This is a genomic window from Allosediminivita pacifica (assembly GCF_003054175.1).
Classification (GTDB): Bacteria; Pseudomonadota; Alphaproteobacteria; order Rhodobacterales; family Rhodobacteraceae; genus Allosediminivita; species Allosediminivita pacifica.
The window spans coordinates 37214-61259 of record NZ_QBKN01000009.1; the positions used below are offsets into that span (position 1 = coordinate 37214).

The 24046-nt window shown below is 66.1% G+C and carries 26 protein-coding genes and 1 tRNA gene; 11 read left to right on the plus strand and 16 right to left on the minus strand.

Annotation, left to right across the window (positions count from 1 at the left end):
- Positions 1-33: 33 nt before the first annotated feature.
- The 3 genes from C8N44_RS08680 to C8N44_RS08690 form a co-directional block, all read right to left on the minus strand.
- On the minus strand, positions 34-1584 hold the full coding sequence (locus C8N44_RS08680; RefSeq protein WP_107975804.1) for a putative bifunctional diguanylate cyclase/phosphodiesterase: 1551 nt from the start codon (positions 1582-1584) through the stop codon (positions 34-36).
- Positions 1585-1688: 104 nt separating this feature from the next.
- Positions 1689-2507, minus strand: coding sequence for a VOC family protein (locus C8N44_RS08685; RefSeq protein ID WP_107975805.1), 819 nt, complete (start codon positions 2505-2507; stop codon positions 1689-1691).
- 33 nt (positions 2508-2540) lie between these two features.
- Positions 2541-3983, minus strand: a complete 1443-nt coding sequence (locus C8N44_RS08690) for an aminotransferase class V-fold PLP-dependent enzyme (protein ID WP_373282700.1) — start codon at positions 3981-3983, stop codon at positions 2541-2543.
- A gap of 112 nt (positions 3984-4095) precedes the next feature.
- Between C8N44_RS08690 and C8N44_RS08695 the strand changes: the two genes are divergently transcribed.
- The 3 genes from C8N44_RS08695 (at position 4096) to C8N44_RS08705 (ending at position 6199) form a co-directional block, all read left to right on the plus strand.
- Positions 4096-4560: an Lrp/AsnC family transcriptional regulator gene (locus C8N44_RS08695; protein ID WP_107975806.1), complete on the plus strand. Its 465-nt coding sequence runs from the start codon at positions 4096-4098 to the stop codon at positions 4558-4560.
- 77 nt (positions 4561-4637) lie between these two features.
- Positions 4638-5513 (plus strand): tRNA 2-thiocytidine(32) synthetase TtcA, encoded by an 876-nt coding sequence (gene ttcA / locus C8N44_RS08700; RefSeq protein WP_107975913.1) that lies wholly within the window; start codon positions 4638-4640, stop codon positions 5511-5513.
- 152 nt (positions 5514-5665) lie between these two features.
- The gene (locus C8N44_RS08705; RefSeq protein ID WP_244641046.1) at positions 5666-6199 is read left to right on the plus strand and encodes a superoxide dismutase family protein; all 534 of its coding nucleotides are present in this window, start codon (positions 5666-5668) and stop codon (positions 6197-6199) included.
- A 70-nt stretch (positions 6200-6269) separates the two neighbouring features.
- Here the strand turns inward: C8N44_RS08705 and C8N44_RS08710 are convergent, their stop codons facing one another.
- The 4 genes from C8N44_RS08710 to rpmH form a co-directional block, all read right to left on the minus strand.
- Positions 6270-6515, minus strand: coding sequence for a hypothetical protein (locus C8N44_RS08710; RefSeq protein ID WP_107975807.1), 246 nt, complete (start codon positions 6513-6515; stop codon positions 6270-6272).
- A gap of 369 nt (positions 6516-6884) precedes the next feature.
- A complete protein-coding gene (gene yidD / locus C8N44_RS08715) occupies positions 6885-7106 on the minus strand; it encodes a membrane protein insertion efficiency factor YidD (RefSeq protein WP_107975808.1) in 222 nt (73 codons plus the stop codon).
- Positions 7107-7116: 10 nt separating this feature from the next.
- On the minus strand, positions 7117-7503 hold the full coding sequence (gene rnpA / locus C8N44_RS08720) for a ribonuclease P protein component (protein WP_107975809.1): 387 nt from the start codon (positions 7501-7503) through the stop codon (positions 7117-7119).
- 12 nt (positions 7504-7515) lie between these two features.
- Entirely contained in the window at positions 7516-7650 is a 135-nt protein-coding gene (gene rpmH, locus C8N44_RS08725; RefSeq protein WP_107975810.1) for a 50S ribosomal protein L34, read from the minus strand.
- 292 nt (positions 7651-7942) lie between these two features.
- Here rpmH and C8N44_RS08730 point away from each other — a divergent pair, with 292 nt between their 5' ends.
- The 5 genes from C8N44_RS08730 (at position 7943) to C8N44_RS08750 (ending at position 13282) form a co-directional block, all read left to right on the plus strand.
- Positions 7943-8674, plus strand: a complete 732-nt coding sequence (locus C8N44_RS08730) for a TVP38/TMEM64 family protein (RefSeq protein ID WP_107975811.1) — start codon at positions 7943-7945, stop codon at positions 8672-8674.
- Between the two features lie 3 nt (positions 8675-8677).
- Positions 8678-10096, plus strand: a complete 1419-nt coding sequence (locus C8N44_RS08735) for a dihydrolipoyl dehydrogenase family protein (RefSeq protein WP_107975812.1) — start codon at positions 8678-8680, stop codon at positions 10094-10096.
- 15 nt (positions 10097-10111) lie between these two features.
- Positions 10112-11494 (plus strand): sensor histidine kinase, encoded by a 1383-nt coding sequence (locus tag C8N44_RS08740; RefSeq protein WP_107975813.1) that lies wholly within the window; start codon positions 10112-10114, stop codon positions 11492-11494.
- 65 nt (positions 11495-11559) lie between these two features.
- Positions 11560-11636: transfer RNA gene (locus tag C8N44_RS08745), tRNA-Arg, on the plus strand.
- 440 nt (positions 11637-12076) lie between these two features.
- Positions 12077-13282, plus strand: coding sequence for a glycosyltransferase (locus C8N44_RS08750; protein WP_107975814.1), 1206 nt, complete (start codon positions 12077-12079; stop codon positions 13280-13282).
- A gap of 3 nt (positions 13283-13285) precedes the next feature.
- Here the strand turns inward: C8N44_RS08750 and C8N44_RS08755 are convergent, their stop codons facing one another.
- Complete coding sequence (locus tag C8N44_RS08755) at positions 13286-14470, minus strand: NAD-dependent epimerase/dehydratase family protein (protein ID WP_107975815.1); 1185 nt, start codon at positions 14468-14470, stop codon at positions 13286-13288.
- Positions 14471-14763: 293 nt separating this feature from the next.
- On the opposite strand from C8N44_RS08755, the gene C8N44_RS08760 reads away from it, so the two are divergent.
- On the plus strand, positions 14764-15216 hold the full coding sequence (locus tag C8N44_RS08760) for an NUDIX hydrolase (protein WP_107975915.1): 453 nt from the start codon (positions 14764-14766) through the stop codon (positions 15214-15216).
- Positions 15217-15227: 11 nt separating this feature from the next.
- Here the strand turns inward: C8N44_RS08760 and C8N44_RS08765 are convergent, their stop codons facing one another.
- Complete coding sequence (locus tag C8N44_RS08765; protein ID WP_107975816.1) at positions 15228-16523, minus strand: cytochrome-c peroxidase; 1296 nt, start codon at positions 16521-16523, stop codon at positions 15228-15230.
- Between C8N44_RS08765 and C8N44_RS08770 the strand changes: the two genes are divergently transcribed.
- Positions 16515-17024, plus strand: coding sequence for a tetratricopeptide repeat protein (locus C8N44_RS08770; protein WP_107975817.1), 510 nt, complete (start codon positions 16515-16517; stop codon positions 17022-17024). The genes C8N44_RS08765 and C8N44_RS08770 overlap by 9 nt on opposite strands.
- Positions 17025-17120: 96 nt before the next feature.
- Here the strand turns inward: C8N44_RS08770 and C8N44_RS08775 are convergent, their stop codons facing one another.
- Positions 17121-17849, minus strand: coding sequence for a Crp/Fnr family transcriptional regulator (locus tag C8N44_RS08775; RefSeq protein WP_107975818.1), 729 nt, complete (start codon positions 17847-17849; stop codon positions 17121-17123).
- A gap of 86 nt (positions 17850-17935) precedes the next feature.
- Between C8N44_RS08775 and C8N44_RS08780 the strand changes: the two genes are divergently transcribed.
- Positions 17936-18322, plus strand: a complete 387-nt coding sequence (locus tag C8N44_RS08780) for a hypothetical protein (RefSeq protein WP_107975819.1) — start codon at positions 17936-17938, stop codon at positions 18320-18322.
- Positions 18323-18356: 34 nt separating this feature from the next.
- Here the strand turns inward: C8N44_RS08780 and C8N44_RS08785 are convergent, their stop codons facing one another.
- The 6 genes from C8N44_RS08785 to C8N44_RS08810 all read right to left on the minus strand — a co-directional run bounded on the left by C8N44_RS08785 (position 18357) and on the right by C8N44_RS08810 (position 23975).
- Complete coding sequence (locus C8N44_RS08785; protein ID WP_107975820.1) at positions 18357-19415, minus strand: TRAP transporter substrate-binding protein; 1059 nt, start codon at positions 19413-19415, stop codon at positions 18357-18359.
- Positions 19416-19488: 73 nt separating this feature from the next.
- Positions 19489-20781, minus strand: coding sequence for a TRAP transporter large permease (locus C8N44_RS08790; protein ID WP_107975821.1), 1293 nt, complete (start codon positions 20779-20781; stop codon positions 19489-19491).
- Positions 20782-20785: 4 nt separating this feature from the next.
- A complete protein-coding gene (locus C8N44_RS08795; RefSeq protein ID WP_107975822.1) occupies positions 20786-21370 on the minus strand; it encodes a TRAP transporter small permease in 585 nt (194 codons plus the stop codon).
- Between the two features lie 44 nt (positions 21371-21414).
- Positions 21415-21924 carry a flavin reductase family protein gene (locus C8N44_RS08800; protein WP_107975823.1) on the minus strand — a complete coding sequence of 170 codons (510 nt, stop codon included), beginning with the start codon at positions 21922-21924 and terminating at the stop codon, positions 21415-21417.
- A gap of 9 nt (positions 21925-21933) precedes the next feature.
- A complete protein-coding gene (locus C8N44_RS08805; RefSeq protein WP_107975824.1) occupies positions 21934-22821 on the minus strand; it encodes an aldo/keto reductase in 888 nt (295 codons plus the stop codon).
- Positions 22821-23975, minus strand: a complete 1155-nt coding sequence (locus C8N44_RS08810; protein WP_107975825.1) for an LLM class flavin-dependent oxidoreductase — start codon at positions 23973-23975, stop codon at positions 22821-22823. The genes C8N44_RS08805 and C8N44_RS08810 overlap by 1 nt, the downstream gene beginning before the upstream one ends.
- Between the last annotated feature and the right edge of the window lie 71 nt (positions 23976-24046).

The following is a 24046-nucleotide window of genomic DNA, read 5'->3' on the forward strand; positions in this document are numbered from 1 at the left end:
GCCGGAACGGCCCGGGCGCCGCACCGGGTGTTGTCAGCCGCCGCTGCGCCCGAGGTTGCGGGCGTCCTCGATGGTTTCCTGGTGCTTGCGGGACCATTCGATCATCCGTTCCGCCGGCATCGGGCGTGCGATCGCAAAGCCCTGCACGTGGTCGCAGCCAAGCTGGGCCAGAAGGGCGTGCTCGCCCGTGGTTTCGACGCCTTCGGCCAGCGTCTCGAGCTCCAGGCGGTCGGCCATGCTCAGGACGGCCGCGAGCATGCGGCGCTGCTCTTCGTCCAGGTCGATGCGGGTGACGAAGCTGCGGTCGATCTTCAGCCGGTGCACCTTGAAGCGGCGCAGCGCGGTGATCGAGGCGTGGCCGGTGCCGAAATCGTCGAGGTCGACGTGGCAGCCCAGCTGCCCGAGTTGCACGATATTGCGTGCCAGCACCCCATCGGGGGAATCCGCGATCACGGTTTCCAGCACCTCCAGCCCCAGCCGGTCGCAGCCGAGCCCGAAGCGGTCGAGCTCCCAGCGGATCCGTTCCACGAGATTGGGGTTGCGCAGCTCGGCACTCGAGAAGTTGATGCTGACGCGGGGAATGTCGAGGCCGGCGCGGTCCCAGTCGCAAAGCGCGCGCAGCGACTGTTCGAGCATCACCTCGCTCAGTCGGTCCATCTGGTGGGCCTCTTCGAGAAGGCGCAGGAACTGGCCCGGCGGCACGATACCGCGTTCGGGGTGAATCCAGCGCGCAAGCGCCTCGACGCCGCTGATGCGCCCGGTCGAAGTGCAGACCTGCGGCTGAAACCAGGGTCGGATCTGGCCAGAGGTCAGGGCGTGTCCGACATCCGCCAGCAGGCTCGCGCGGGCGTCGCGGGCGGCGCGCAGGCTTTCGGACCAGGCGCGGATCGCCGAGGGCCCGTTCGAGAGCGCCTCGGAGAGCGCGGTCTGAGCCGCCTCGATCATCGAGCTGCCGCTGGCCGCCCCGGACAGGCGCTGGCTACTGACAAACCCGATGGAGGCCGCGACGTAATGCGTGGCGCCGTCGATCTCGGTCGGCTCTTCGAGCCCCCGCTGCAGTCGTGCGGCAAGCTGAAGCAGGTGTTCGAGCCCGGCACGCAGGGCAGGCGCCATCAGCACCATGAAACGGCGGTCCCCGACGCGGAGCACCTGGTCGTCCGGACGGAGCATGGCGGTCAGCCGCTGGTGCAGCACCACGCGCAGGGATTCGGCCGCGCGGTCACCGTGCTGGCGCATGATCTGGTCCAGTCCCTCGGCCTCGATCACGATGCAGGCGGTGGAGAGGTTCGCGGCATGCGCTCGCAGCAGCGCGTGATCCGCCAGCGACACCGCTTCGCCCGCGGGCGTGACATCGTCGGCCGGCGCGATTTCGCGTTGCGCGGGACTGGTGGGGTCCTCGGTCTCGGCAGCGAGCATGAAGAGGATCGGCATCAGTATGGCAACGACGAGAAGGGCACCTTCACCGCCCAGCCAGAAGGCAGCGAGCGCGATCGCGGGCAGGAAGGCGATCCACTGCGGCCCCTTGGGGAGCGTGGCGAGCCGGGACCTGACCAGCCCGATGCGGTGCCGGGTTTCGGCTTTCATGACTGCGTGACCTGTTCCCATTCTTACCCTGGGGAACCTATCCGGACTCGGGTAACGCAGCCCTTAACACGCGCGGGGAATTTCCTGCGGCGCCCTGCCGCGCCTCACGCCTCGCTAAAGCGCAGGTAGAGGCCGTGCGCCTCGGTCGGGGAAACGGTGACGACGGAACCGGTCGCGGGCTCGTAGGGGACGGCGTTCCCGTCCAGAAGTGCCCTGAGCGCGTCAAGCGAGCGGCAGCGCAGCCCCAGCGCCACCATCCGCATGTGGCCGGCCTTGTCATCTGGAACGGGACCGAAGTCCTCGGCAACCGCCGCGCGGGGCAAGAACCGCACCACCGTCGTCCCGGCGTCCACGCTGTCATCACCCCTGCGGGCCAGCCCTTCGGCGGCGGTCACGAGATCCGCCAGCGCCGCGGGCGCGTCGCAGGCGACGATGGCCTCGGTGATCTCGCTCACCCCGTTGGGGTGATCCATGTACTCGGGGCGCCAGATGAGCTCCGGCGTGTTGTGCTGACAGAAGAACAGACGCCCGTTGGCGAGCTCGGCGCGGTCGATCTGGAAGGTGCGAAAGGCAGCCTCGTACCGGGTCCCGTCGATCTCCACCGGGCGCGAGAAATCCTTGAAGGGCTCGATGGGCACGCCCTTCTCCGCCATTTGCCGGTGCAGCGCGGCGGCATCCCCGGCCCGGAAGGCGATGCCGGTCAGTCCCGGCGGATGCTCCCACAGCTCGGCGCGCTTCTCGCGTTCGCCCTCGGCATATCCCAGCAGCTCCACGTAGGTTTCGCCGAAGACCGCCAGGTGGTTGATCGAGCCCAGCGTATGATGGCCCCTCGGCGTGAGCTGAAAGCCGAGCCTCCGGTAGCTCTCGGCCACGCTGTCCATCTCGCCGAGCACGTTCACCACGGCATGGTCGAAGTTCATCATCGTCCTTCTCCTCGTCGCGGCGCGCAGCCGCCATTACCCCGCCAGGGCAGTGAACCGCGCGGTTGCCGCATCGACGCCGTAGCGCGCCGCATGTGCGGCGACGTCCCCGGCAAGATCAGTCACAGCGTCGAGGATTCGCGCCACCTGTTCGTCGGTATGGGCGTAGCTGAGGTTCAGCCGCACCCAGCCGGGTTTGTCGATCTCGTGCCCGTCCTCCAGCCGCGAGAAGAGGCTCTCAGAGGTGGTCCGGTCAAGGCCGAGCAGCTCATGTGCATAGGGGCCGGCGCAGGCGCAGCCGCCACGCACCTGCACGCCGTAGAGATCCGAGAGCATCCGCGTGAAGAGCTGGTGATGCACGGGCGTGTCATCATCATCGCGCACCTGGAACGAGAAGATCGGCAGCGCGCCCTCGGTCACGGCGGGGCCCAGCAGGTGGATGTTGGGGTGCCCGGCGAGCCGGTCGATTCCGCGGGCCCGCAGCGCGTGGTCGCGGGTCCCGATCCGTGCCGCGCCGATCGCGTCCTTGACCAGCATGGCCAGTGCCGCGCGGATGTCACCGATCACGTTGGGGGTGCCGGCTTCCTCGCGCGCCTCGACGCGGGGTGAATAGGCGTGGCGCCAAGGCGAGACGAAGCTCACCGTGCCGCCGCCCGGCGCGGTCGAGGTCACGCCGTCGACGATCGTGTCGCGGATCACCGCAACGCCCGTGGCCGCCGGGCCGCCGACGAACTTGTGCGGCGAAAAGACAATCGCGTCCTTGGCGCAATCCGGGGCGGGGGTCATGTCCATGGGCAGGTAGGGGCCGCCGCCCGCGTAATCCCAGATCGCCAGCGCCCCGTGCGCCTTGAGCCGCCGCGTGACGGGATCGGGGTCGGTGATCAGCCCCGTCACGTTCGAGGCCGCCGAGAAGCTGCCGACCACCAGGTCGGCGCCTGCCTCGGCGCGCAGGGTCTCTTCCAGGGCGGAAAGGTCGATGCCGCCCTCGGGGGCGCCGGGGATGGTGACGACCCGCGCGCCCGACTCGCGCCAGGGCAGGATGTTGGAGTGATGTTCGTAGATCGAGTTGATCACGACCACGTCTTCGCCCGCCGCGACACGCTCTCTCAGGCGCAGCAGCCGAACGATCAGGTTCAGCCCCGCCGTCGCGCCCGATCCGCCAAAGATCACGTGCCCCTCCGGGCCCGCGTGGACGAGCCTGGCAATCGTGCGCCGCGCCTCTTCGCGCATCCGGGTCATGGTCATGCCGCAGAAGGAGGCCTCGGTGTGCGAGTTGGCGTAGAAGGGCAGGACCCGCTCCGCCACGAAGCTTTCGACCTGCCGCAGCGCGCGGCCCGAGGCGGTGTAGTCCGCGTAGAGAAGCCTCTGCGTGCCGAAGGGCGTTTCGAATTCCATGTCGTTGCCGATGACTCCTGCGGCGATGACATCGGTCACGTCCGGGCGGTGGAGGCTGTCGCGAAACTTCTGCAGGGCGGACACGGGGGCACTCTCCTTCTGACTGGTCTTGAGAAGAGAATACTTTAGCGTTGGGTGTGAATGCGCTATCAAATACAGACCGATGCGCCGCCAATCTTCATGAAATGAACGAAAAATGACCGGAAAGATCGATCAGATTGACATCCAGTTGCTGAAGGCGCTTCAGCGGCACGGTTCCGGGCTCACCCAGCGCGAGCTGGCCGAGGTGGTGGGCCTGTCGCAGAACGCCTGCTGGCGGCGGCTGAACGCGCTGGAGAAAAGCGGCGTGATCGAGGGGCGCACGGTGCGCATCAATCGCCGGGCGCTGGGCAAGAACCTCGTCGTCTTCACCATGCTGCGCACCCGCAGCCATTCGCGCGAATGGCTCGACACCTTCCGCCAGCATGTCACGGCGATCCCCGAGATCGTGGATTTCTACCGGATCGGCGGCGATTACGACTACATGCTCAAGATTGTCACCGACGACATCGAAAGCTTCGACGGCGTCTATCAGCGCCTCATCGATAAGGTCGAGCTCGACTCGGTCACCTCCTACATCGCCATGGAATCGATCCTCGAGAACCGGCCGATCGCGCTCTGAACGATCACCGCGAGGGCAGGCCGGGGCAGGGCAGCGCGGCTCTTTTCACGGGCCCGGCTTTGCCCTATTGCAACGCCATGCTCAGTGACCACGACGACATCCACCCGCTCTTTTACGGCGCGCCGCAGACGACGGAATTCCGCAAGCTGCGCAAGCGCATCGTGCGCTACGTCCGCGAGGCGGTGGAGCAGTACGGCATGGTGCAGGGGCGCGACGCCCGCTGGCTTGTCTGCCTCTCGGGCGGCAAGGACAGCTACACGCTTCTCGCGGCCCTGATGGAGCTGAAATGGCGCGGGCTTCTGCCGGTCGAGATCCTGGCCTGCAACCTCGATCAGGGGCAGCCGGGCTTCCCGGCGACGGTGCTGCCGGAGTTCCTCGAAAAGATGGGCGTGCCCCACCGGATCGAGTACCAGGACACCTATTCCATTGTCGTCGACAAGGTCCCGCAGGGACGCACCTACTGCGCGCTCTGCTCGCGTCTGCGGCGGGGCAACCTCTATCGCATCGCGCGCGAGGAAGGCTGCAACGCGGTCGTGCTGGGCCACCACCGCGACGACATCCTCGAGACCTTCTTCATGAACCTCTTCCACGGCGGGCGGCTTGCGACCATGCCGCCGAAGCTGGTGAACGAAGAGGGGGATCTCTTCCTCTATCGTCCGCTGGCCCACGTGGCCGAGGCCGATTGCGAGAAGTTCGCCAGGGCCATGAACTATCCCATTATTCCCTGCGACCTTTGCGGATCTCAGGACGGGCTGCAGCGCCAGCAGGTGAAGCAGATCCTCGACCAGTGGGAGAAGAACAGCCCCGGCCGCCGTCAGGTGATGTTCCGGGCGTTGATGAACGCACGGCCCTCGCATCTGCTCGACGCGAAGCTCTGGGATTTCGCGGGTCTTTCCCTGGAAGAGGGGAAAACGCCCGAGGTGGACGCGCCTCCCGTGCTCGGTCGCGGCTAGGCGGGCGCGTCTGCCGCGCCTCCCCCGACAAGGCTATGATGCCCATGCGCTGCGGGACCAGCCGGGCGCACGCGGTTTCGTGACTGGCGTGAGTGGAACGGTGTGCCCACCAAGCCGTTGTGAGCAAAGCCTTATCCGAGAGGAGAAACATCATGCTTCGCACGACCCTGACCGCTGCAACGCTGGCCTTGGTGCCTGCGACCGCGACCCTTGCCGGCAGCCACACCGAGGGCGCAGCCAGCCCCGCCGCCATGGCCACGCTGATGGATCAGAGCGGCGCCGAAGTGGGCCAGGTCGAGATTTTCGAGACTGTTGACGGCCTTCTGTTTCAGGTCGAGGCAAGCGGTTTGCCCGAGGGCGGGCACGGATTTCACGTGCACCAGACCGGCACCTGCGAGGGGGACTTCACCTCTGCCGGCGATCACTATCAGCCCGGTGAAAACAGCCACGGCCTGATGGCTGAGGAGGGGGCGCATGCCGGCGATCTGCCCAACGTCTTCGCCGGGCCCGAGGGTAACGTGCGGGCCGATCTGACCTCGTCGGTTCTAAGCCTCGAAGACGGTGAGGCGCCGGTCATGGACGACGACGGCTCGGCGATCATCGTGCACGAGAGCGCCGACAGCTACGGTGCAGAGGCCGGGGCCGGCGGCCGCATCGCCTGCGGCGTGATCGAAGCCGCCTCCTGATCCCGTCTGCGCGACGCGACCTGATGCTCAAGCGCCCCCCGGAGATGATCTCCGGGGGGCGCTTTTTCGTTCAGATGCGCGGCGTCAATGGCGGCAGGGCCGCGTGCCTTGCGTGCGCCGTCTCGGGCGGCAGGCCGACATCGCGGCGCAAATGCGCGCTCAGGTCATCGGCATTGGGCGGCGGCGGCCGGGTTTGCGGCCGGCGCAGGGCTGCGCGGAGCGCGGCGATGAGCACGACGCGGGCGCCGTGACGCGCGATGATGGCCTCGAGCGCGGCGTCTGGGCCGGCAGGGGCGATGCGGACGGGGTGGATCATGGTACGATATCCGGGCAGGTGCCCGGTCCCTTGGTCTGAGGTTGGATCGAAGCCAAGGGAATCGTCCCGCAGACCCGTGCGGATGCACGTGACCCGGCTGGATTGCCAGGCTTCGAAAGGTCGGGTTGCGGGGAGAACGCGGCCGGCGGACGCAGCGGCGGCGATCGGGCGGTGCGGCTTACAGGCCTCGTGAGGCCGTGTTGCCGTGGACCGCGCGGAACGACGGGCAGAAGATGGTCGGCATGAACGTCATGAACGGCCCTCCTCTGACTCGTGCGGGTTCCGTGGAAAGGCTCTTACATCGAGCCTTGGCAAAAATCGACGATTATTTTGGGGAAGGGCGCAAAGCCGCGCGGCGCGTGTGGCGCGTCAGTCGGGGACGTTGTCGATGCCGGACCCGCCCCAGGGATGGCAGCGCCCGATGCGGCGCAGCGTCAGCCAGCCGCCGCGCAGGGCGCCGTGACGCTCCAGCGCCTCGAGCGCGTAGGCCGAGCAGGTCGGGTGATAGCGGCAGGAATGTCCAACCCAGGGCGAGAACAGCAGCCTGTATGCGCGGACGGGGAGGGAGAGAAGGCGGGCCGCCGGGGTCATGCCCGCGGCCTCAGCCGTGCAGGCGCGACAGGGCAAAGCGCAGGTCGCCTTCCAGCGCGGTAAAGTCGCGGTCGATGGTGGCGCCGGGGCGGCCAATCAGCACGTAGTCCCAGCCGGGGTGCGCCAGTCCGGGCAGCACGAGACGCGCAACCTCGCGCAGCCGGCGCTTGGCACGGTTGCGGGCCACGGCATTGCCGACCTTGCGCGAACAGGTAAATCCCACGCGCACCGATTCGTCGCCGTCCGCGCGTTCCCGCGCCTGGACCATCATGCCACCGGTGCCCTGCTTGCGCGCCCGTGCGGCGCGCAGGAAATCGGCACGGTGCCGCAGCCGGTCCAGACGCAGCGAAACCGCCGCGGAGGGCTCCGAGGCGGTGCTTGCAATCGGGCCGGTCATGGCCGGAAGCTCTTAGGCGCTGAGCTTCTTGCGGCCGCGCGCGCGGCGGGCATTCAGGATCTTGCGGCCGGCCTTGGTGGCCATGCGCGAGCGAAAGCCGTGGCGGTGCTTGCGAACGTAGTTCGACGGCTGGAATGTGCGTTTCATCGCGTCTGCTCCGTGCATCGGACCCGGGGCGCGCGCGTATCGGCGGGCCGGGCCGGTGAGTTTTCGAAGCCCGTCCTATAGGGATGCATCCCGCGCCTGTCAAACCTCAAAACCGGGGTCAAGCCTGTCATTCCGGTGCTGCGGCGCCGGGAAATGTTACAGTTTCCGGTGCCGCCTGCCCCGCAGCCCCCATCACGCGCACCACGGATCAAGGCGGCGTGACTTTGGCATCTCGCGCTGTCTGCGACCCCATCTTCATGCCATGCAGGACAAACACGACGGGAAGGCGGAGATGACCGAGACGCGCGACAACCACAAGCCGGGGCTGCGGCGGCATCTGCCGCTTCTGCTGATCCTCGTGGCCGCGGTGGTGGGCTACTTCACCCTGCGTGACCAGCTCACATTCGACACGCTGCGCGAGAATCGCGAGGCATTGCTGGCCTTCCGCGATCAGAACTACCTCGCGCTCGTGCTGGTCTTCGTCGGCGCCTACGTGGCCATCGTCGCCTTCTCGCTGCCCGGGGCGGCCGTGACCTCGGTCACCGGCGGCTTCCTCTTCGGGCTTGTGGCGGGGACGGTCTTCAATGTCGTTTCGGCCACCATCGGTGCGGTGCTGATCTTCCTCGCTGCGCGGGCAGGGCTCGGCCGGATGCTCGAAGCACGGCTTGAAACATCCGAGGGCCGGCTGCACCAGATCAAGCAGCGCCTGAACGAGAACGAGGTCAGCGTCATGTTCCTCATGCGGCTGGTGCCTGTGGTGCCCTTCTTCGTTGCGAATCTGCTGCCTGCGCTGGTCGGCGTGAAGTTCGGGAACTTTCTGCTGACGACCGCGCTTGGCATCATCCCGGGCGCTCTCGTCTTCACCTCGATCGGCGTCGGGCTGGGCGAGGTCTTCGCCCGCGGCGAGGACCCCGATCTGTCGCTGCTCTGGGCGCCCGAGGTGATCGGCCCGATCCTCGGGCTTGCGGTCCTGGCGGCGCTTCCCATGGTCATAAAGGCCGTCCGCGGCCGGAAGGAGATCTGAGGCATGGAAAAGATCCGGTGCGACCTGCTGGTGATCGGTGCGGGCTCGGGTGGCCTGTCGGTGGCGGCGGGGGCCTCGCAGATGGGCGCGAATGTCGTGCTGCTGGAAGGCGGCGAGATGGGGGGCGATTGCCTCAACTACGGCTGCGTGCCGTCGAAGGCGCTGATTGCCTCGGCCAAGGTGGCCCACGGCATGACCACGGCGGCGCCCTACGGCATCTCGCCGCGTAGCCCCGAGATCGACTATGCCGCCGCCAAGGACCACGTGAAGCAGGCCATCGCCACCATCGCCCCCGTCGACAGCCAGGAGCGGTTCGAGGGGCTGGGCGTGCGCGTGATTCGCGAGTTCGGCCGCTTCGTCGACCACCGCACCGTCGAGGCCGGTCAGCACAGCATCACCGCGCGGCGCGTGGTGATCGCCACGGGGTCGTCGCCCTTCGTGCCGCCGATCCCGGGGCTCGAGGATGTGCCCTACCTGACCAACGAATCGCTTTGGGAGTTGCGCGAGCGGCCCTCGCACCTGCTCATCATCGGTGGCGGCCCCATCGGCATGGAGATGGCGCAGGCCCACCGGCGGCTGGGCTGCCGCGTGACGGTCATCGAGGGCGGCAAGGCCTTCGCCAAGGACGATCCCGAGACCGCCGCCGTGGTGCTCGAGGCGCTGCGCGAGGAAGGCGTGGAAATCGCCGAGGACGCGCTGGCCAGCGCCGTCCGCAAGGATGGCCCCAACCTCACGGTCGAGACCGAGGACGGCCGCAGCTTCACCGGCACGCATCTGCTGATCGCCGTGGGCCGCAAGGCCAATGTCGAGGGGCTCGACCTCGAGAGGGCGGGTATCAAGCGCACTAAGACCGGCGTCGACGTGGACGACAACCTGCGCACCGCGAACCGCCGCGTCTATGCCGTGGGCGACGCGGCCGGGGGCATGATGTTCACCCATGTCGCGGGCTACCACGGCGGGCAGGTCATCCGCCCGCTGCTCTTCGCCCTGCCCGGCAAGGCCAGGACCGCCCACCTGCCCACCGCCACCTATACCGATCCGGAGCTGGCACAGGTCGGCCTGACCGAGGCGCAGGCGCGCGAAAAACACGGCGACAAGGCCGAGGTCGCCCGGTTCGAATACGCCCACAACGACCGCGCCATTGCGGAGCGCAAGACGGCCGGTCTCATCAAGGTCATGGTGGTCGGCGGCAAGCCCGTGGGTGCCTCCATCGCGGGGCATCAGGCGGGCGAACACATCGCGCTCTGGTCGCTTGCCATCGCCAACGGGCTCAAGATGAGCCAGGTCTCGGCCATGGTCGCACCGTACCCGACTTACGCCGAAATAAATAAAAGGGCTGCAGGCGCGTATTTCACACCTAGATTGTTCGGTAACGACACAGTGAAGAAGGTGGTGCGGCTGGTCCAACGCTGGCTGCCCTGACAAGTTACGGCGCCCATGTTCAACTCGCTTTCCGGCCGGTTCCTCGTCCTGACGATGGTTTTCGTCATGCTGGCCGAGATCCTCATCTTCGTTCCCTCGGTGGCACGCTTCCGCGAGGATTACCTTCTCGCGCGGCTCGAACGTGCGCAGATCGCTTCGCTCGCGCTTCTGGCCGACGACATGATCGCGCCCGAGCTCGAAGAGGAGCTTCTCGCCAATGCCGGCGTCTACAACGTCGTACTGCGGCGTGACGAGGCCCGCGAACTCGTGCTCAGCTCGCCGTTGCCCCAGGACATCGCCGCGACCTACGACCTGCGCGAGGCGGGGCCGCCCATCCTCATCCGTGATGCGCTCGCCCGCCTCATAGATCCAGAGCCGCGGATCGTCCGGGTCATCGGCAGCCCCTTGCGGGACGCGGGCCTGCTGATCGAGGTCACCATGGAAACCGCGCCCATGCGCGCGGCCATGATCGACTACGGGCTGCGCATCCTGATTCTCTCGGCGGTGATTTCGATCATCACGGCGCTGCTGCTGTTCCTGGCCGTGCGCCGGCTTCTGGTGAAGCCGATCAAGGGCGTGATCGCGCACATGATGGCCTATACGCAGGCGCCAGAGGATGCCCATCGGATCATGCAGCCCTCGGCCAGCGTGCGCGAACTGCGCGAGGCCGAAGAGGCGCTGCAGGAGATGGAGCAGCAGCTCACCCAGGCGCTCAAGCAGAAGGAGCGGCTGGCCCAGCTCGGCGGGGCCATGGCGCGGGTCAGCCACGACCTGCGCAATATCCTCACCTCGGCGCAGCTCTTCACAGACCGGATCGAGATGTCCGAGGACCCCACGGTGAAGCGGCTCGCGCCCAAGCTCGTGGGCTCGATCACGCGCGCCATCAGCCTCTGCGAGGGCACGCTGGCCTTCGGTCGCGCCGAGGAGCCCGCGCCGCGGCTCACCCTTTTCAACTTCGCGGAACTCGCCAACGACGTGCTGTCTGCCGAACGGCTGGCCATCGGCGAGGACGACGTGAGCCTGGCCGAGGACATCCCCGCGAGCCTGATGGTGCGGGGCGATCCCGAGCAGCTCTACCGCTCGCTCGCCAACCTCGTGCGCAACGCACGCCAGGCGATCACCGGCTCGGGCGAGCCGGGCGAGATCTCGATCGCGGCGCGCGAGGGCGAACGCGAATGGATCATCGAAGTCTCGGACACCGGGCCGGGCCTGCCGCCGAAGGCAAAGGAACATCTCTTCCAGCCGTTCCAGGGCGGTGCGCGCAAGGGCGGCACGGGCCTTGGCCTCGCCATTGTGTCCGAGATCGTCCGCGGACACGGCGGCACCGTCACCTTGGTCGACAAGGAGGGCTGCGGCACCTGTTTCGAAATCCGCCTCCCCATGGGGGATGTGGCGTAAAGTGCAATTTTTCCTCACGCAGGCCCTTGCAGGGGTCCGACACCTCCGTTAGATCAGCGCTCGACGGACCGATAGCTCAGCTGGATAGAGTACCTGACTACGAATCAGGGGGTCGGGGGTTCGAATCCTCCTCGGTCCGCCACTTCCACATTACAGGATGTCACGCAGACACGACCTTCTTGTCGGGTGCGTAGCTCGGCGGGCGGAATATCCTGAAATCATGGCAGGGCCGCTCGGTTAAGCTGGTGATCTTCAGATCCAGCCAATCCAGCCTTTGTCGGGTCCCTCGGCTCCCGTTGACTATGCCGCATCCTGCGTTCGAGCCGGCATTGCCGGTGCTGTCCCGACTCGCGGCCGGAACCAACGCAGCCTCCAGCCGGAGACGCGGCGGCGACTTTACGTTCGGAGTCGCCACCTCTTAGGGCAAGAGGGTCGCCATTTAGCAGCTGGCGGGATCTTCCTATCGCACCGCGGATCACATTGGCCTGTCCGAATGGCCGGCGGCCCGGGTATCGTGATCTGACCTCAGAACGGTTGCCAGGTTTCGCAGATGAGCTCAGGCCCTCTTATCAGGTTTGCACCATGACGCTCGCGGATGCTGTCCTCTCGCGCGCGGATGGACAGGGCACATCGGAACTGCCTGAAACCGCCCCTGTCCGAGGGGTCTATATCGGCGTCGACGCCACAAATCCCACGCTCATCCTGCGGATCCGATCCTTTCGAAAGGCCGGTGTCAGGCTGACGAGCTTCACGTTTCGCCGGCACAAGTTCAATACCGGGTTCCAGCCGGACTGGGACAACATCCACCTCGGGGATACCGTCGACAGGCGCTATCTCTACCGTCTTCCGGCGCTTCTGCGTGCCCTGTGGCGGATGGTGAAGCACGGCGACGTCTTACGCGACGCGGACTTCATCTATGCTCGCAACCTGGACCTTCTGGCCCTTGGCCACTTCGCCAGACTCCTGACACGCAGCAAGGCGAAGCTGGTCTACGAGGTCGAGGACGTTCAGGCGATCTTCTTCAAGAAGTCCACCGCCGGGGCCCTGTTCCGCCGTGTCGAAGGATGGTTGCTGCAGCGCGTCGACCTGCTGGTGGTGATGTCCCCCGGGTTCCTGCGGGGGTACTTCGAACCTGTTCACGGCTGGAAAGGGCCCAGCTTCGTGCTCGAGAACAAGCTCCAGCTCGGGGACCGGCCGGAGACGCCGACTCCGGCGGGACGGGTCTGGGAAGAGATCACGGACCGCTGGGTGATCGGCTGGTTCGGCACGCTGAGATGCACCAAGAGCATGGCGCTTCTGGAGGAGATCGCCGTGGCCCTCGGTCCGCGGGTCGAAATCTACACAAGAGGCTACCCGACGGAGACCGGGCTGGACGCCTACATGGAGATCGTCAACCGGCATCCGAACTGGACCTATGACGGGGAATACACGATCCCCGACGATCTCGAAGAGATGTATGGCCGGGTGCATTTCTCTTGGTGCCTGGATTTTCTCGACGAAGAGGGCAATTCGCCCCTGCTGCTGGCGTGCCGGATGTACCAGGGCGGTTTCTACGGGTCGGTGCCGCTGGTGGCCGAGGGATCCGAGATGGAGGACTGGCTGGCCCGCGCAGGGGTGGGCCACGCCTTTCCCGCGCCGCATGCCGCGTCGATCATCGACTTTCTCAAGAGTGTCACTCCCGGTGAATACCGGAAGGAACGGGCGCGGATCATGGCAGAACGGCGCGCGCTCTTCCTCGAGGACGGCAGCGACATGCGCAACCTCCTCGAGACGATGCAGCAGCTCTGATCATCAGGCGACCGAGCTGCGCGGGCCCGTACCGTCGAGCCCGAGGAGTTCGCCAAGTTGCGCAATTTCCGTCTCCAGGATCTCGTCGAAGCGGTGGGCGACGAACCCCAGATCGTGGAAAGTCCCGTTGTCGACCTCGAACTCGTTCCCCTCCGGCTCGCGCCTCGGGTTGTCGAGATGAACGACTTCCGCACCTGTGATACGGGAAATCCTGCCGGCGAGAGCATTGATGCTGCTGGTCTCGGCAATCTGGTTGAGGATGCGGACCCTCTCCCCGCGCTTTGTCGGCGTGGCGGCGGCCAGCGTGAGACAGGTCAGCATGTCCTCGATGTGAATGAACCCGCGGGTTTGGCTGCCGCTGCCGTAGACGGTCAGTGGCCGCCCCTCGAGCGCCTGCAGGATGAAACGGTTCGTCACCGTTCCGTATATGGCGTCGTGGTCGAAGCGGTTGACCAGACGCAGGTCGCGGCAGGTTTCTGCGGTCTGGGTCCCCCAGACGACGCCCTGATGCAGATCGGTGATCCGGACACCGTGATATCGCGCGTAGAACTCGAAGAGATGCTGATCCAGCATCTTGGTCATGTGGTAGAGCGAGTCCGGTTGTCCGGGGTAGAGGATTTCCTTGCCGACTTCGCGACCGTCTGCACCGAGGGCTTTGACCTTCAGGTAGCCTTCCGGCAGCTGCAGGCCGGCGGTGGCGTAGCCGTAGACCCCAATGGTGCCAAGGTGCATGAGATGCGGATCGAGCCGGGTTTCGACCAGGGCGGCCAGCAGGTTGTGGGTCGCCCGGATATTGTTGTCCACGGTATACCGGGCGCCCTCGGACGACCTCATCGAATAGGGAGCGGACCGCTGCTCCGCAAAATGGATGATGATGTCGGGACGTGTTTCGAGCAGGACCCGCAAGAGCCCGGCATAGTTTTCCGCGAGGTCCACGTTGTGGGTCCGTATCACGGAGCCTTCTACCGCAGTCCATGCCTCGACGCGGTCGTGAAGGCTTTGGATGGGCGTCAGTGACGCGACGCCTAGGTTCCGGTCCGTCTCACGACGCGCGCCGTTGTCCAGGATGACGACCTGTGCCCCCATGGACGAGAAGCGAAGGGCGGTGGGCCAGCCGCAAAAACCGTCGCCGCCCAAGATCAACACGGTCTGCCCTGCCGCAAGACGCGGGCTTTCGAAATTACCCATGCTCCAATCCCTTAAAACAAAAAAAAATAATCTAATAAGGAGAGAATATGTCATATGGGCCTGTCCAGGCAATATGACTCTTGAACCCATCGGTTCGTCCGGGCCGTGGAAAGGGTAGAATGTTCCAGTCGAGCCGCGACCGGGCCGTTGCGAACTGGAACTCTCCCCTCCTGAACGGATGAAGGAGGAAGACCGCCTCTGCCGGGCGCGGTTTTCGTTTGCGAGGCCGTCATATCACTTTGACGCCCCCGTGCTATCCTTCCAGACTTCTCGCGATGACAGGTGACATGCCGATGGCCGAACAGATCGCGGCATTGCCGCTGCACTGGGACAAGAAGGGCCAGGTGCAGGTCCTGATGGTCACGTCGCGCGACACCGGGCGCTGGGTGATGCCCAAGGGCTGGGAGATGGACGGCAAGAAACCCTGGCGCGCGGCCGAGATCGAGGCGCTGGAGGAGGCCGGGGCACAGGGCTACATCGGCAGCGAGCAGATCGGCAGCTACAGCTACGACAAGATCCTTGATGATGGCACTGCGCTGCCGTGTACGGTCCGGGTCTACCCGATGATCGTGGAAAAGCTGAAACGCCGCTGGAAGGAGCGCAAGCAGCGCAAGCGCCGGTGGTTCACGCCGAGCGCCGCCGCCAAGCGGGTGCACGAACCCGAACTGAGCGCGCTGCTGCTCGGGCTCAAGGCCAAGCACAAGCCCCACAAGCAGCCTATCATCCGAGACTTGCTGAAGACCTGAGACCCGTCGGCTCAGTCAACGGGCAGGCCGCTCGGCACGCTCTCGGGTCGTCCCAGCGGCCGGTCGAAGGGGTTGGGATCGGTCAGCGCGCTCAGGAAGGCCTCGATCTCGCCGACCTGCTCGTCGCTCAGCCGCACCGGCAGGATCTCGAGGTACTGCGCTTGCCGCGCCATCTCGAACCGGTCCTCCATCACTGCGAAGTCCCCCGCCGCAAGCCAGGGCACCGCCGGAAGCCGCGCCATCTCGGGGCGCCAGAGCATACGGCTGCCCACGGGATTGGCCATGTGGCGGATCATGTCGCGCAGGGTCGGGTAGGCGCCGTTGTGCCCGTAGGGCGCCGTCACCGCCACGTTGCGCAGGCTTGGCGTGCGGAAGCGGTAGGCATCGTCGAGCCGGTCCGTCTTGCCCATGCGCCCGACGTCGCGGTTGATCGGGTCGAACTTGCGATTCCGCCCCGGCCCGAAGGCCGGCAGCCCCGCCGCGTGGAACTGCTGATCGCTGAACAGCGGCCCGTTGTGGCACTGCGCGCAGCCCGCCTCGCCGAAGAAGAGCCGCCGCCCCCGTTCGGCGCGCGCCGGCAGCGGCACGCCCTCGCGCGCCCAGCGGTCGTAGGGCGTGTCGTAGCTCTGCCATTCGGTACCGATGAAGGCCGCAAGCGCGTTCACCACGTGCACGATGGTGATGTCGTCCTGCCCCTCCACGTCCTCGAAGACCTCGGAGAACATCCCGGCATAGGCCGGGATCGTCGCCACGCGCCGGGCGAGGATCGGCCAGCCCAGGTGAACGCCCGCCGCCACGGCGGTGGCCACGTCATTCTCGCCCGGGCTGCCCGCCATCTCGGTGTCCGAGGTCATCGGGAACAGCGCCTGCGCCGCGATGATCGAGTTGAGCCCCATGGGAATGTCGGACCCGGCCGGCGAATCGAAGACGTATTCGTCGTCGTCGATCTTCTGCAGCCGCCCGTCGTGGAAGACCGTCTGGATTCCCCGATGGGCGAGGTTCCAGAGCCCCGGGGCGTTGCGCGGCACGCGCTTCTGGATGCGGTCGGCGCCGGTACCCGGCGTGCGGTCCGCCCCGAGGCCGGCACCGCCTTCGCCGATGCCGAGGCTCAGCCCGTCGCTGCTGCCCAGTGAATGATGATGGCAGGTGCCACAGCTGATGTTGCGGTTGCCCGACAGGATCTTGTCGTAGAAGAGCAACTGCCCGATCCGTGCTTGATCGGCGTCGAAGGGCAGGAAATCATCGGGGTCTATGGCGTCGGCGGCGGCCGGCAGGGCGATCACGGAGGAGACGAGAAGATGCCCCATCCCTGCGATACACCAGGGCTGCGCGAAACGGCGGCGGCACTTCTTGTGTCGCTCACCCTCGCGGCCCCGGTCCACGCCCAGACGCTGCGCGAGGCGCGCGAACTCATCGTGGACAAGGACTTCGATGCGGCGCACCAGGCCCTCAGGCCGCTGGCCCGCGCCGGGAACGCCGATGCCGAGGAACTGATCGGCGTGATCTACGCGCTGGGCCTCGGGGTCGAGCAGGACCACGTCCGTGCCTTCGAATGGTATCTGCGCAGCGCCATGAAGGGCCACCCCGGCGCGCAGTCGGGTGTCGGCTGGTACTACGAGCTCGGCCTCGGCATGGCGCAGCCCGACAGGGTGCGCGCCTACCTCTGGTACCGGCTCAGCGACATCGGCGGCGATCCCGACGCCGCGATCTCGGTCGAGGAGCTTGGGAAAAAGATGACCGCAGAGGAAATGGAAGAAGCGCATAAATTGATCGATGACTATCGGGCGTGGATGTATCCTTTCCGCTAGGGTAACGCACTTTCCCGTGATCGCAATTGCGGCCTTGCCGCGTTTCTGTTCCGTTCTGCAGGCTCTTTTATTCCATCCCCGAAGGCGCAGTCGCGTTCACATAAGCGGTCGTTTCGGCAGTTCGGGGTTCTCGACCATCGCGTAGGCTTCGAGCTCCTCGAGATCGGGAATCCTCAGGCGCCCGTCGGACCATGTCGCCTTCTGGTTCCGCCGCATCGCCGCCAGCGTCTTGTTCGTGTGCACGAGGGAAAGCCCCAGCGCGTCCGCCAGATCCTGCTGGCGGTAGGGCAGGGGTACGCTGTGGTCCTCGCGCATGCGGAGCTCTGTCAGGCGGCGGAAGATGCGCGAAAAGGCCCAGCCGATGCGCTCGGGCGCCGAGCGCTGGCCGACGGTGGTGAGCGCCTCGCTCATGAAGCGCTCCTCGAGCGCGGCGAGCCAGGTCAGGGAAAACGCCCGCTCTGGTTGATGGCGGAACAGGTTCCACAACTCCTTGCGGTCAAAAACGCATAATCTCATACGTGTCGTTGCCTCGACGGAGTGCGTCATTTCACGCATGACCCCGGCCTGCAAACCGACGAAATCTCCGGGAAAAACGAAGTTGAGAACCTGACGCCTCCCGTCGGGAAGAATGGTGTATCGCAGGCCCATTCCGGAGAGCGCAGTGAACAACTGCGGGGCGTTCGAGCCCTCCGAGAGGATCGGGGTGCCCGCCTCGATGGTGAGTTCGCCCACCTTGAAGCGCTCCATCACCTCCACGTCTTCGGCAGACATCTGCTCGAACAGCGAAAGTTTGCGGATCGGGCAGTCCCTGCACTTGGTGGCCATACGCGCTTCCTCCTATGTCATAGTTAAATGCAAGGCGGCGGCTCGTGTTCCATTCGGATGACAACCGGACCGGAAAGGAGGGCCTAATGCCCGATACAAGCGGGGCCTCCCCCGCGGCGAAGCAATGCTATGTCGTTGCTTCAAATAGCTTTATTGCCGAAGACGCGGCGCAGGTCCTGCGCGAATCGCTGCCGGAATGCGATGTGCAGCTTTTCGACCATCCCGATAGCGCCGCTAGCGCGCTGCAGCTCACCGACGAGCATGTTCATGTCTGGATGATCGGCCCGCGCTGGGACCTTGCGAGACATGCGCTTGCGACGCTCGTGGGCGCGCGGGACGGGCTTATGGTCATTCTCAGTGCCGAGCCGCTCGAGGACGGAGATCAGCTTGCCTGTCGCACGCTCTGGGGGGAACTGCCCTTCACACAGGCATCGCTCGCGGCCCTGATCGCCGAGGTCTGGGCCCTGAGATAGACGGCCGCGCCGGAGGGGCGCGGCCGCAGGTGGATCAGTTCAGATCCGCTTCGTAGGCGCTTTCGAGCTCGGCCTCGGCCTCCTCGACGGCGCTGTTGAGGGCCTCGAAGATCTCGGGCCCGCCACGGACATTTTCCTGGAACCAGTCATAGACCGGCGACGCCGCTTCGGAGAAGGCTTCCATCTCTTCGGGGCTGGGCACGTAGATGTCGCCGCCCTCGGCCTGAAACTCGTTGAAGGCTTCGATCGACTTGCGCTTGGGCGAGGCAAAGGTCGCCTGCTGCAGCGCGTAGAACCCGTCCATCACCACGCGGCGCATGTCCTCGGGCATCCCCAGGAAGGCGTCGTTGTTCATGACCCAGATCGCGCCCATGTAGGCGTGCCCGTCGAGCGTCAGGTACTTCAGCCCGGCATCGGGGAAGCGCATGTTCATGATATCGGTGATGCCGTTCTTTGACCCCTCGACCACGCCGGTCTGGAACGAGGTGAAGAGCTCGGGCCACGAGATCGGCGTGGGCGATGCGCCAAGCGCCTTCACCAGCTCCTGCGGCAGGTCCGCAACCACGGTCCGGATCTTCAGCCCGGCCAGGTCCTCGGGCGTCTGCACGCGGCGCTCGGTGTTGGCGAAGTTGCGCCAGCCCCCGGTGTTGCCCACGGTCATGACGCGGATGGTGCCGCCCGAATCCTCGAGCGCCATGTCGCGCAGCGTGCGGACGAAATCGCCCGAAAGCACCTTCTCGGCCACCCGGTCGCCCGACATCAGGTAGGGCAGGTCGAGAACCTGCACGTAGGGGAAGATCCCCGCCGCGCCGCCCGAGGTGGTCACGAAGATGTCGATCGACCCGTCCGAGACGCCCTGAAGGCACTCGGCACCGCCGGAACACAGCTGCGTGCCGATGAAGAGTTCCACCTCGATGGCGCCGTTCGAGGCCTTTTCCACGTAGTCCTTGAAAACCACGAGCCCGTCGTAGTCCTCGTCGTTCTCGTTCGAGTTGGCCGTGGCGCGCAGCGTGTATTCCTGCGCGGTGGCCGCAAGCGTGCCGCCCGCGATCAGGCCCGCGGTAAGCGTCGCCTGCAAGAGACCTTTCAGCATGTCGTCCTCCCTGTAGCTGTTCTGGTCGTGGGGTGGGGCCGAAGCCCCCCGCCGCGAGGCGCCGGGCGGCGCATCAGTCGGCGAATCCGAAGAGGCGCGGAACGGTCATCGACAGTTCCGGCACGAAGGTGATGAGGAAGATCACCGCGATCTCCACCGCCAGGAAGGGCAGGATCGCGCGCGAGATCGTCTCGACCCGCTCGTTGCTGACCGAGCTTGCCACGAAAAGCACCAGCCCCATGGGCGGCGTGGCGAGGCCGACGGTCAGGTTCACGCTCATGATGATCGCGAAGTGGATCGGGTCGATGCCGAGGTCGGTGAAGATCGGCCCGAGGATCGGCCCCAGAATGATGATCGCCGGCCCCGCGTCGAGGAACATGCCCACGATGAACAGCAGCAGGTTGATGAGGAACAGCAGCACCAGCGGGTTCTGCGACAGCGACAGGATGAACTCCGCCAGGATCTCGGGCGTGTGCGACAGGCTCACCACCGTCTTGAAGGCCATGGCGGCCCCCACCAGCAGCAGGACCACGGCGCTCGTCATCGCCGCCCGGCCAAGGATCTCGGGCATCTCGGACATGCGCAGCGTGCGCAGCACGAAGAAGCCGATGATGACGGCATAGGCCACCGCGACGGCGGCCGCCTCGGTCGGCGTGAAGACCCCGCCCAGGATGCCGCCAAGGATGATCACCGGCGTCAGCAGCGGGAAGAAGGCCTTGAGCGAGGCCTGCCCTCGTTCGCCCCACGTCGCCTTGCGGCGCGAGACCGGGAAGTCGTAGCGGTTGGCCATGAAATAGATCATGCCCATGAGCCCGAGGCCCACCAGCGCGCCCGGTACGATGCCCGCAAGGAAAAGCGCGGCGACGCTTTCGCCCATGACATAGGCGTAGATGATCATGATGCCCGAGGGCGGGATGATCGGCCCGATGACCGAGCTTGCCGCCGTGATCGCCGCGGCGAAGCGGCGGGTGTAGCCCTCGCGCTCCATCGCGGGGATGAGCATCGAGCCGAGCGCCGAGGTATCGGCCACCGCCGAGCCCGACAGCCCCGCGAACAGCATCGAGGACAGCACGTTCACATGCGCCAGACCGCCCCGCAGGTGGCCCATCAGCGCCTGGCTGAACTCGACCAGCCGCGTGGTGATGCCTCCGCGGTTCATCAGTTCGCCCGCAAGCATGAAGAAGGGGATCGCCATCAGCGGGAAGCTGTCCATCCCGTTGTAGACGTTGCGATACATGAGCGCGAGATCGCGCTCCTGCCCGTTGAGCAGCAGCATGATGCCCGGCGCGGCGAGCATTCCGAAGAAGACAGGCAGGCCGATCATCAGGAACACGAGGAAGAGGGGCAGGAACCAGACAAGGACCATCGTTCTACTCCGCCGTCAGTTCGGCATGCATCTGCGGCCGCAGCCGTTTTTCGCCGCCCAGCATGCGGACCAGCGCACGCAGGATCAGCTCGACATTCACCACAAGCAGCAGGATCAGCCCGACGTAGAGCGACAGGTACATCCATGCGAGCTTCAGCTTGAAGCCCTTCTGCCCGATCACCTCCATCGGCACGTAGAGCGAGGAAGAGGCGAAGAGCCAGCCGGAATTGACGTGTTTCAGCCCCAGCTGCAGCCCCATCCACAGAACCAGCCCGGACAGCACCAGCAGCACCAGTGCCAGCAGGGCCCCCACGCGGCGCGGCAGGACCGGCTCCAGCATCTCGATGGCGACGAAGCCGCCCCGCCGGTAGGCCGAGGGCGCCATGAGGCCGGTCATCCACAGCATGAGGAAGCGCGCGGCTTCCTCGGGCCAGGGCAGGGCATTGTTGAAGACATAGCGCATGACGACCTGCAGAAGGATGCAGATCACCATGAGTGCGATGGCCACAATTCCGATCCCGCGGCCAAGCCGCAGGATGACATCGTTCACCATCTGCAAGGGTTTCAGAACCCCCAGCAATAGGCCCATCGGCCGTCCCCTCCCTTGCCGCACGACACCCTATGTCACGCGGATCACGACGCTTTTTCGAAACTTCCGTATTCTCCGCCGAAGAACAACAGCGGCTTGCCGGAATTCAAGGTCACGCGCGTCACACGTGCCACCACGATCGAGTGATCGCCGCCGTCGTGGGCGGCGGCCCGGGTGCATTCGAACCGGGACAGGCAGCGCGTCAGAAGCGGCACGCCGTCCTCCCCCTCTTCCCAGTCGAATTCGTCGAAGGCGTTGCCGCGCTTTGCGAAGCCGCGACAGACGTCGAACTGGTCGGCCCCCATCACGTGGATGGCGAACCGTTCGGCCGCCATGAAGAACGGGTAGCGCGACGAGGATTTCGCCGGCGCCCAGAGCACCATGGGCGGCTCCAGCGACAGGCTGGAAAAGCTGTTGGCCGTGATCCCGATGGGCCCGTCGGGCGTCATGCAGGTCACGATGGTGACGCCCGTGCCGAACTGGCCGAGCGCGTCGCGAAAGGCGCGCTCGGCCGCGGCGGCGGGGTCGAAGGTGGCGGGCGTCTCGGCGCTCATGTCGCCGCCTTACGGCACTTCGTGGCCGAGGGCATGGGTGTAGAGGTCAAACCAGGTCTCCCTGTCCATGGTCACCTTCGCGGCATCGCCGATGCGGGCGATCCGGTCGAGGTTGTTGGTCCCCATCACCGGCAGGATCCGGGCGGGATGTGCCAGCAGCCATGCCACGGCAACCGCCGCGTCGTCCACGCCCTGTTCTTCCGCGATCTCGCCAAGTCGCGTGCGCAGCGCGGCGTTCTCGGGCGCGAACAGCGCCCCGCCACCCAGCGGCGACCACGCCATCAGCGGCTGCTTCTGACGCTGGTGGAAGGCCACGTCGCCATTGGTGAAGGGCGCGTGGTTCAGAAGGCTCATCTCGATCTGGTTGGTGACCAGCGGCGTGCTCATCCCCGACTGGAGCAGCTCCCAGTCCCACGGACGGAAGTTCGACACGCCCACCGCGCGCACCTTGCCGGACTTCACCACCTCGTCCAGCGCGGCGCCGGTTTCCTCGTGGTCCATCAGCGGGTCGGGGCGGTGGATCAGCAGCAGGTCGATCCGGTCCGTCTGCATCAGCCGCAGCGAATGCTCGACCGATCCGACCACATGCGCGCGGCTGGTGTCGTAATGCTTGACCTTGGCGCTTTCGTAGCGGCCCGCGGGCGCCACGATATCGCACTTGGTCACGATCTCGATCCGGTCGCGCAGCTCGGGCGTCAGCGCGTTGCCCAGGATCTCCTCGGCCATGTAGCCGCCGTAGATGTCGGCCTGGTCCATGGTCGTGATGCCCTGGTCGAGGCAGGCCTCGATCTTGGCGCGCACGTGCTCGGGGCTGGTGTCCTCGGCATCGCCAAGACGCCACATCCCGTAGACAAGGCGGCTCAGCTCAAGGTCGTCGTTGAGGGCGATACGGTCCATCAGCGTCTTTCTCCCACGCCCAGCGGCGTCTTCGGTGTGTCTGTCGGCACGCGGCCGTAGGCTTCGGGCAGCGAGCAGGTCTTCATCTGCGGCAGCACGCGGCTGCCGAAATGCCGGCACTCGTCGATATGCGGATATCCCGACAGGATGAAGGCCCGGATGCCCATCTTCTGGTATTCCTCGAGCTTGCTCAGCACCTGGTCGGTCGAGCCCACCAGCGCCGCGCCGCAGCCCGACCGCGCCCGGCCGACGCCGGTCCAGAGATTGGGCTCGATGAAGCCCTCCATGTCGGCTAGCTCGCGGTTGCGCGCCTGGTGCGACACGCCGAGGCTGCCCGCGTCGAGTGCCCGCTTGCGGATCGCCTCGCCCTGTTCGTCGTCAAGCTGGCTGACGATGTGCTCGGCCCACTCGCGGGCCTCCGCCTCGGTGTCGCGCACGATCACGTGCACCCGCAGGCCGTAGTCCAGCGTGCGGTCGTACTTCTCGGCCACGGCGTTCACGGATTTCATCCGCTCGGCCAGCATGTCCTTGGTTTCGGGCCACATCAGGTAGACGTCGCAGTGCTGCCCGCAAAGCTCCAGAGCGTGGGGCGAATAACCCCCGAAATACAGCAGCGGCCCGCCGGTCTGGTAGGGCTTCGCGGGGTCGGTGGTCAGACCCTCGAAATTGTAGATCTCGCCATTGTAGTTGATCTCGTCCTGGGTCCACGCCTGCTTGAGGATCTCCACCACCTCGCGCGACCGCTGGTAGCGGTAGGCGCTTTCGGCCTTCTCGCCGGGGAAATCGCTGCTGATCACGTTCAGCGTCAGCCGCCCTTCCAGCATGTGGTCAAGCGTCGCCACCGTGCGGGCCAACATGATCGGCTGCATCTCGCCGCAGCGGATGGCGGCCAGCATGTTGATCCGCTTGGTCAGCGGCGCATTGCCCGCGACAAAGCTCAGCGTGTCCTGCCCGACCTGGTAGGACGAGGGGCACAGAATGTTGCGGAAGCCTTGGACCTCGGCTTCCTTCACGATGTCGCTACAATGCTCGAACGAGGACCGCAGCGCGCCGTCCGGCACGCCGAGATATTCGTAATCGTCCGAGCAGAGAGCGGAGAACCAGGAAACCTCGGCCGCGTCGAGATCCGGTGAGGTAATGGGCACGACGGTCATAAGATGCCTTCCATCTGTCACTTAAGGCTTGCGTAGCACTGTCCTTGATGTAGATCAATACTGTATCAATT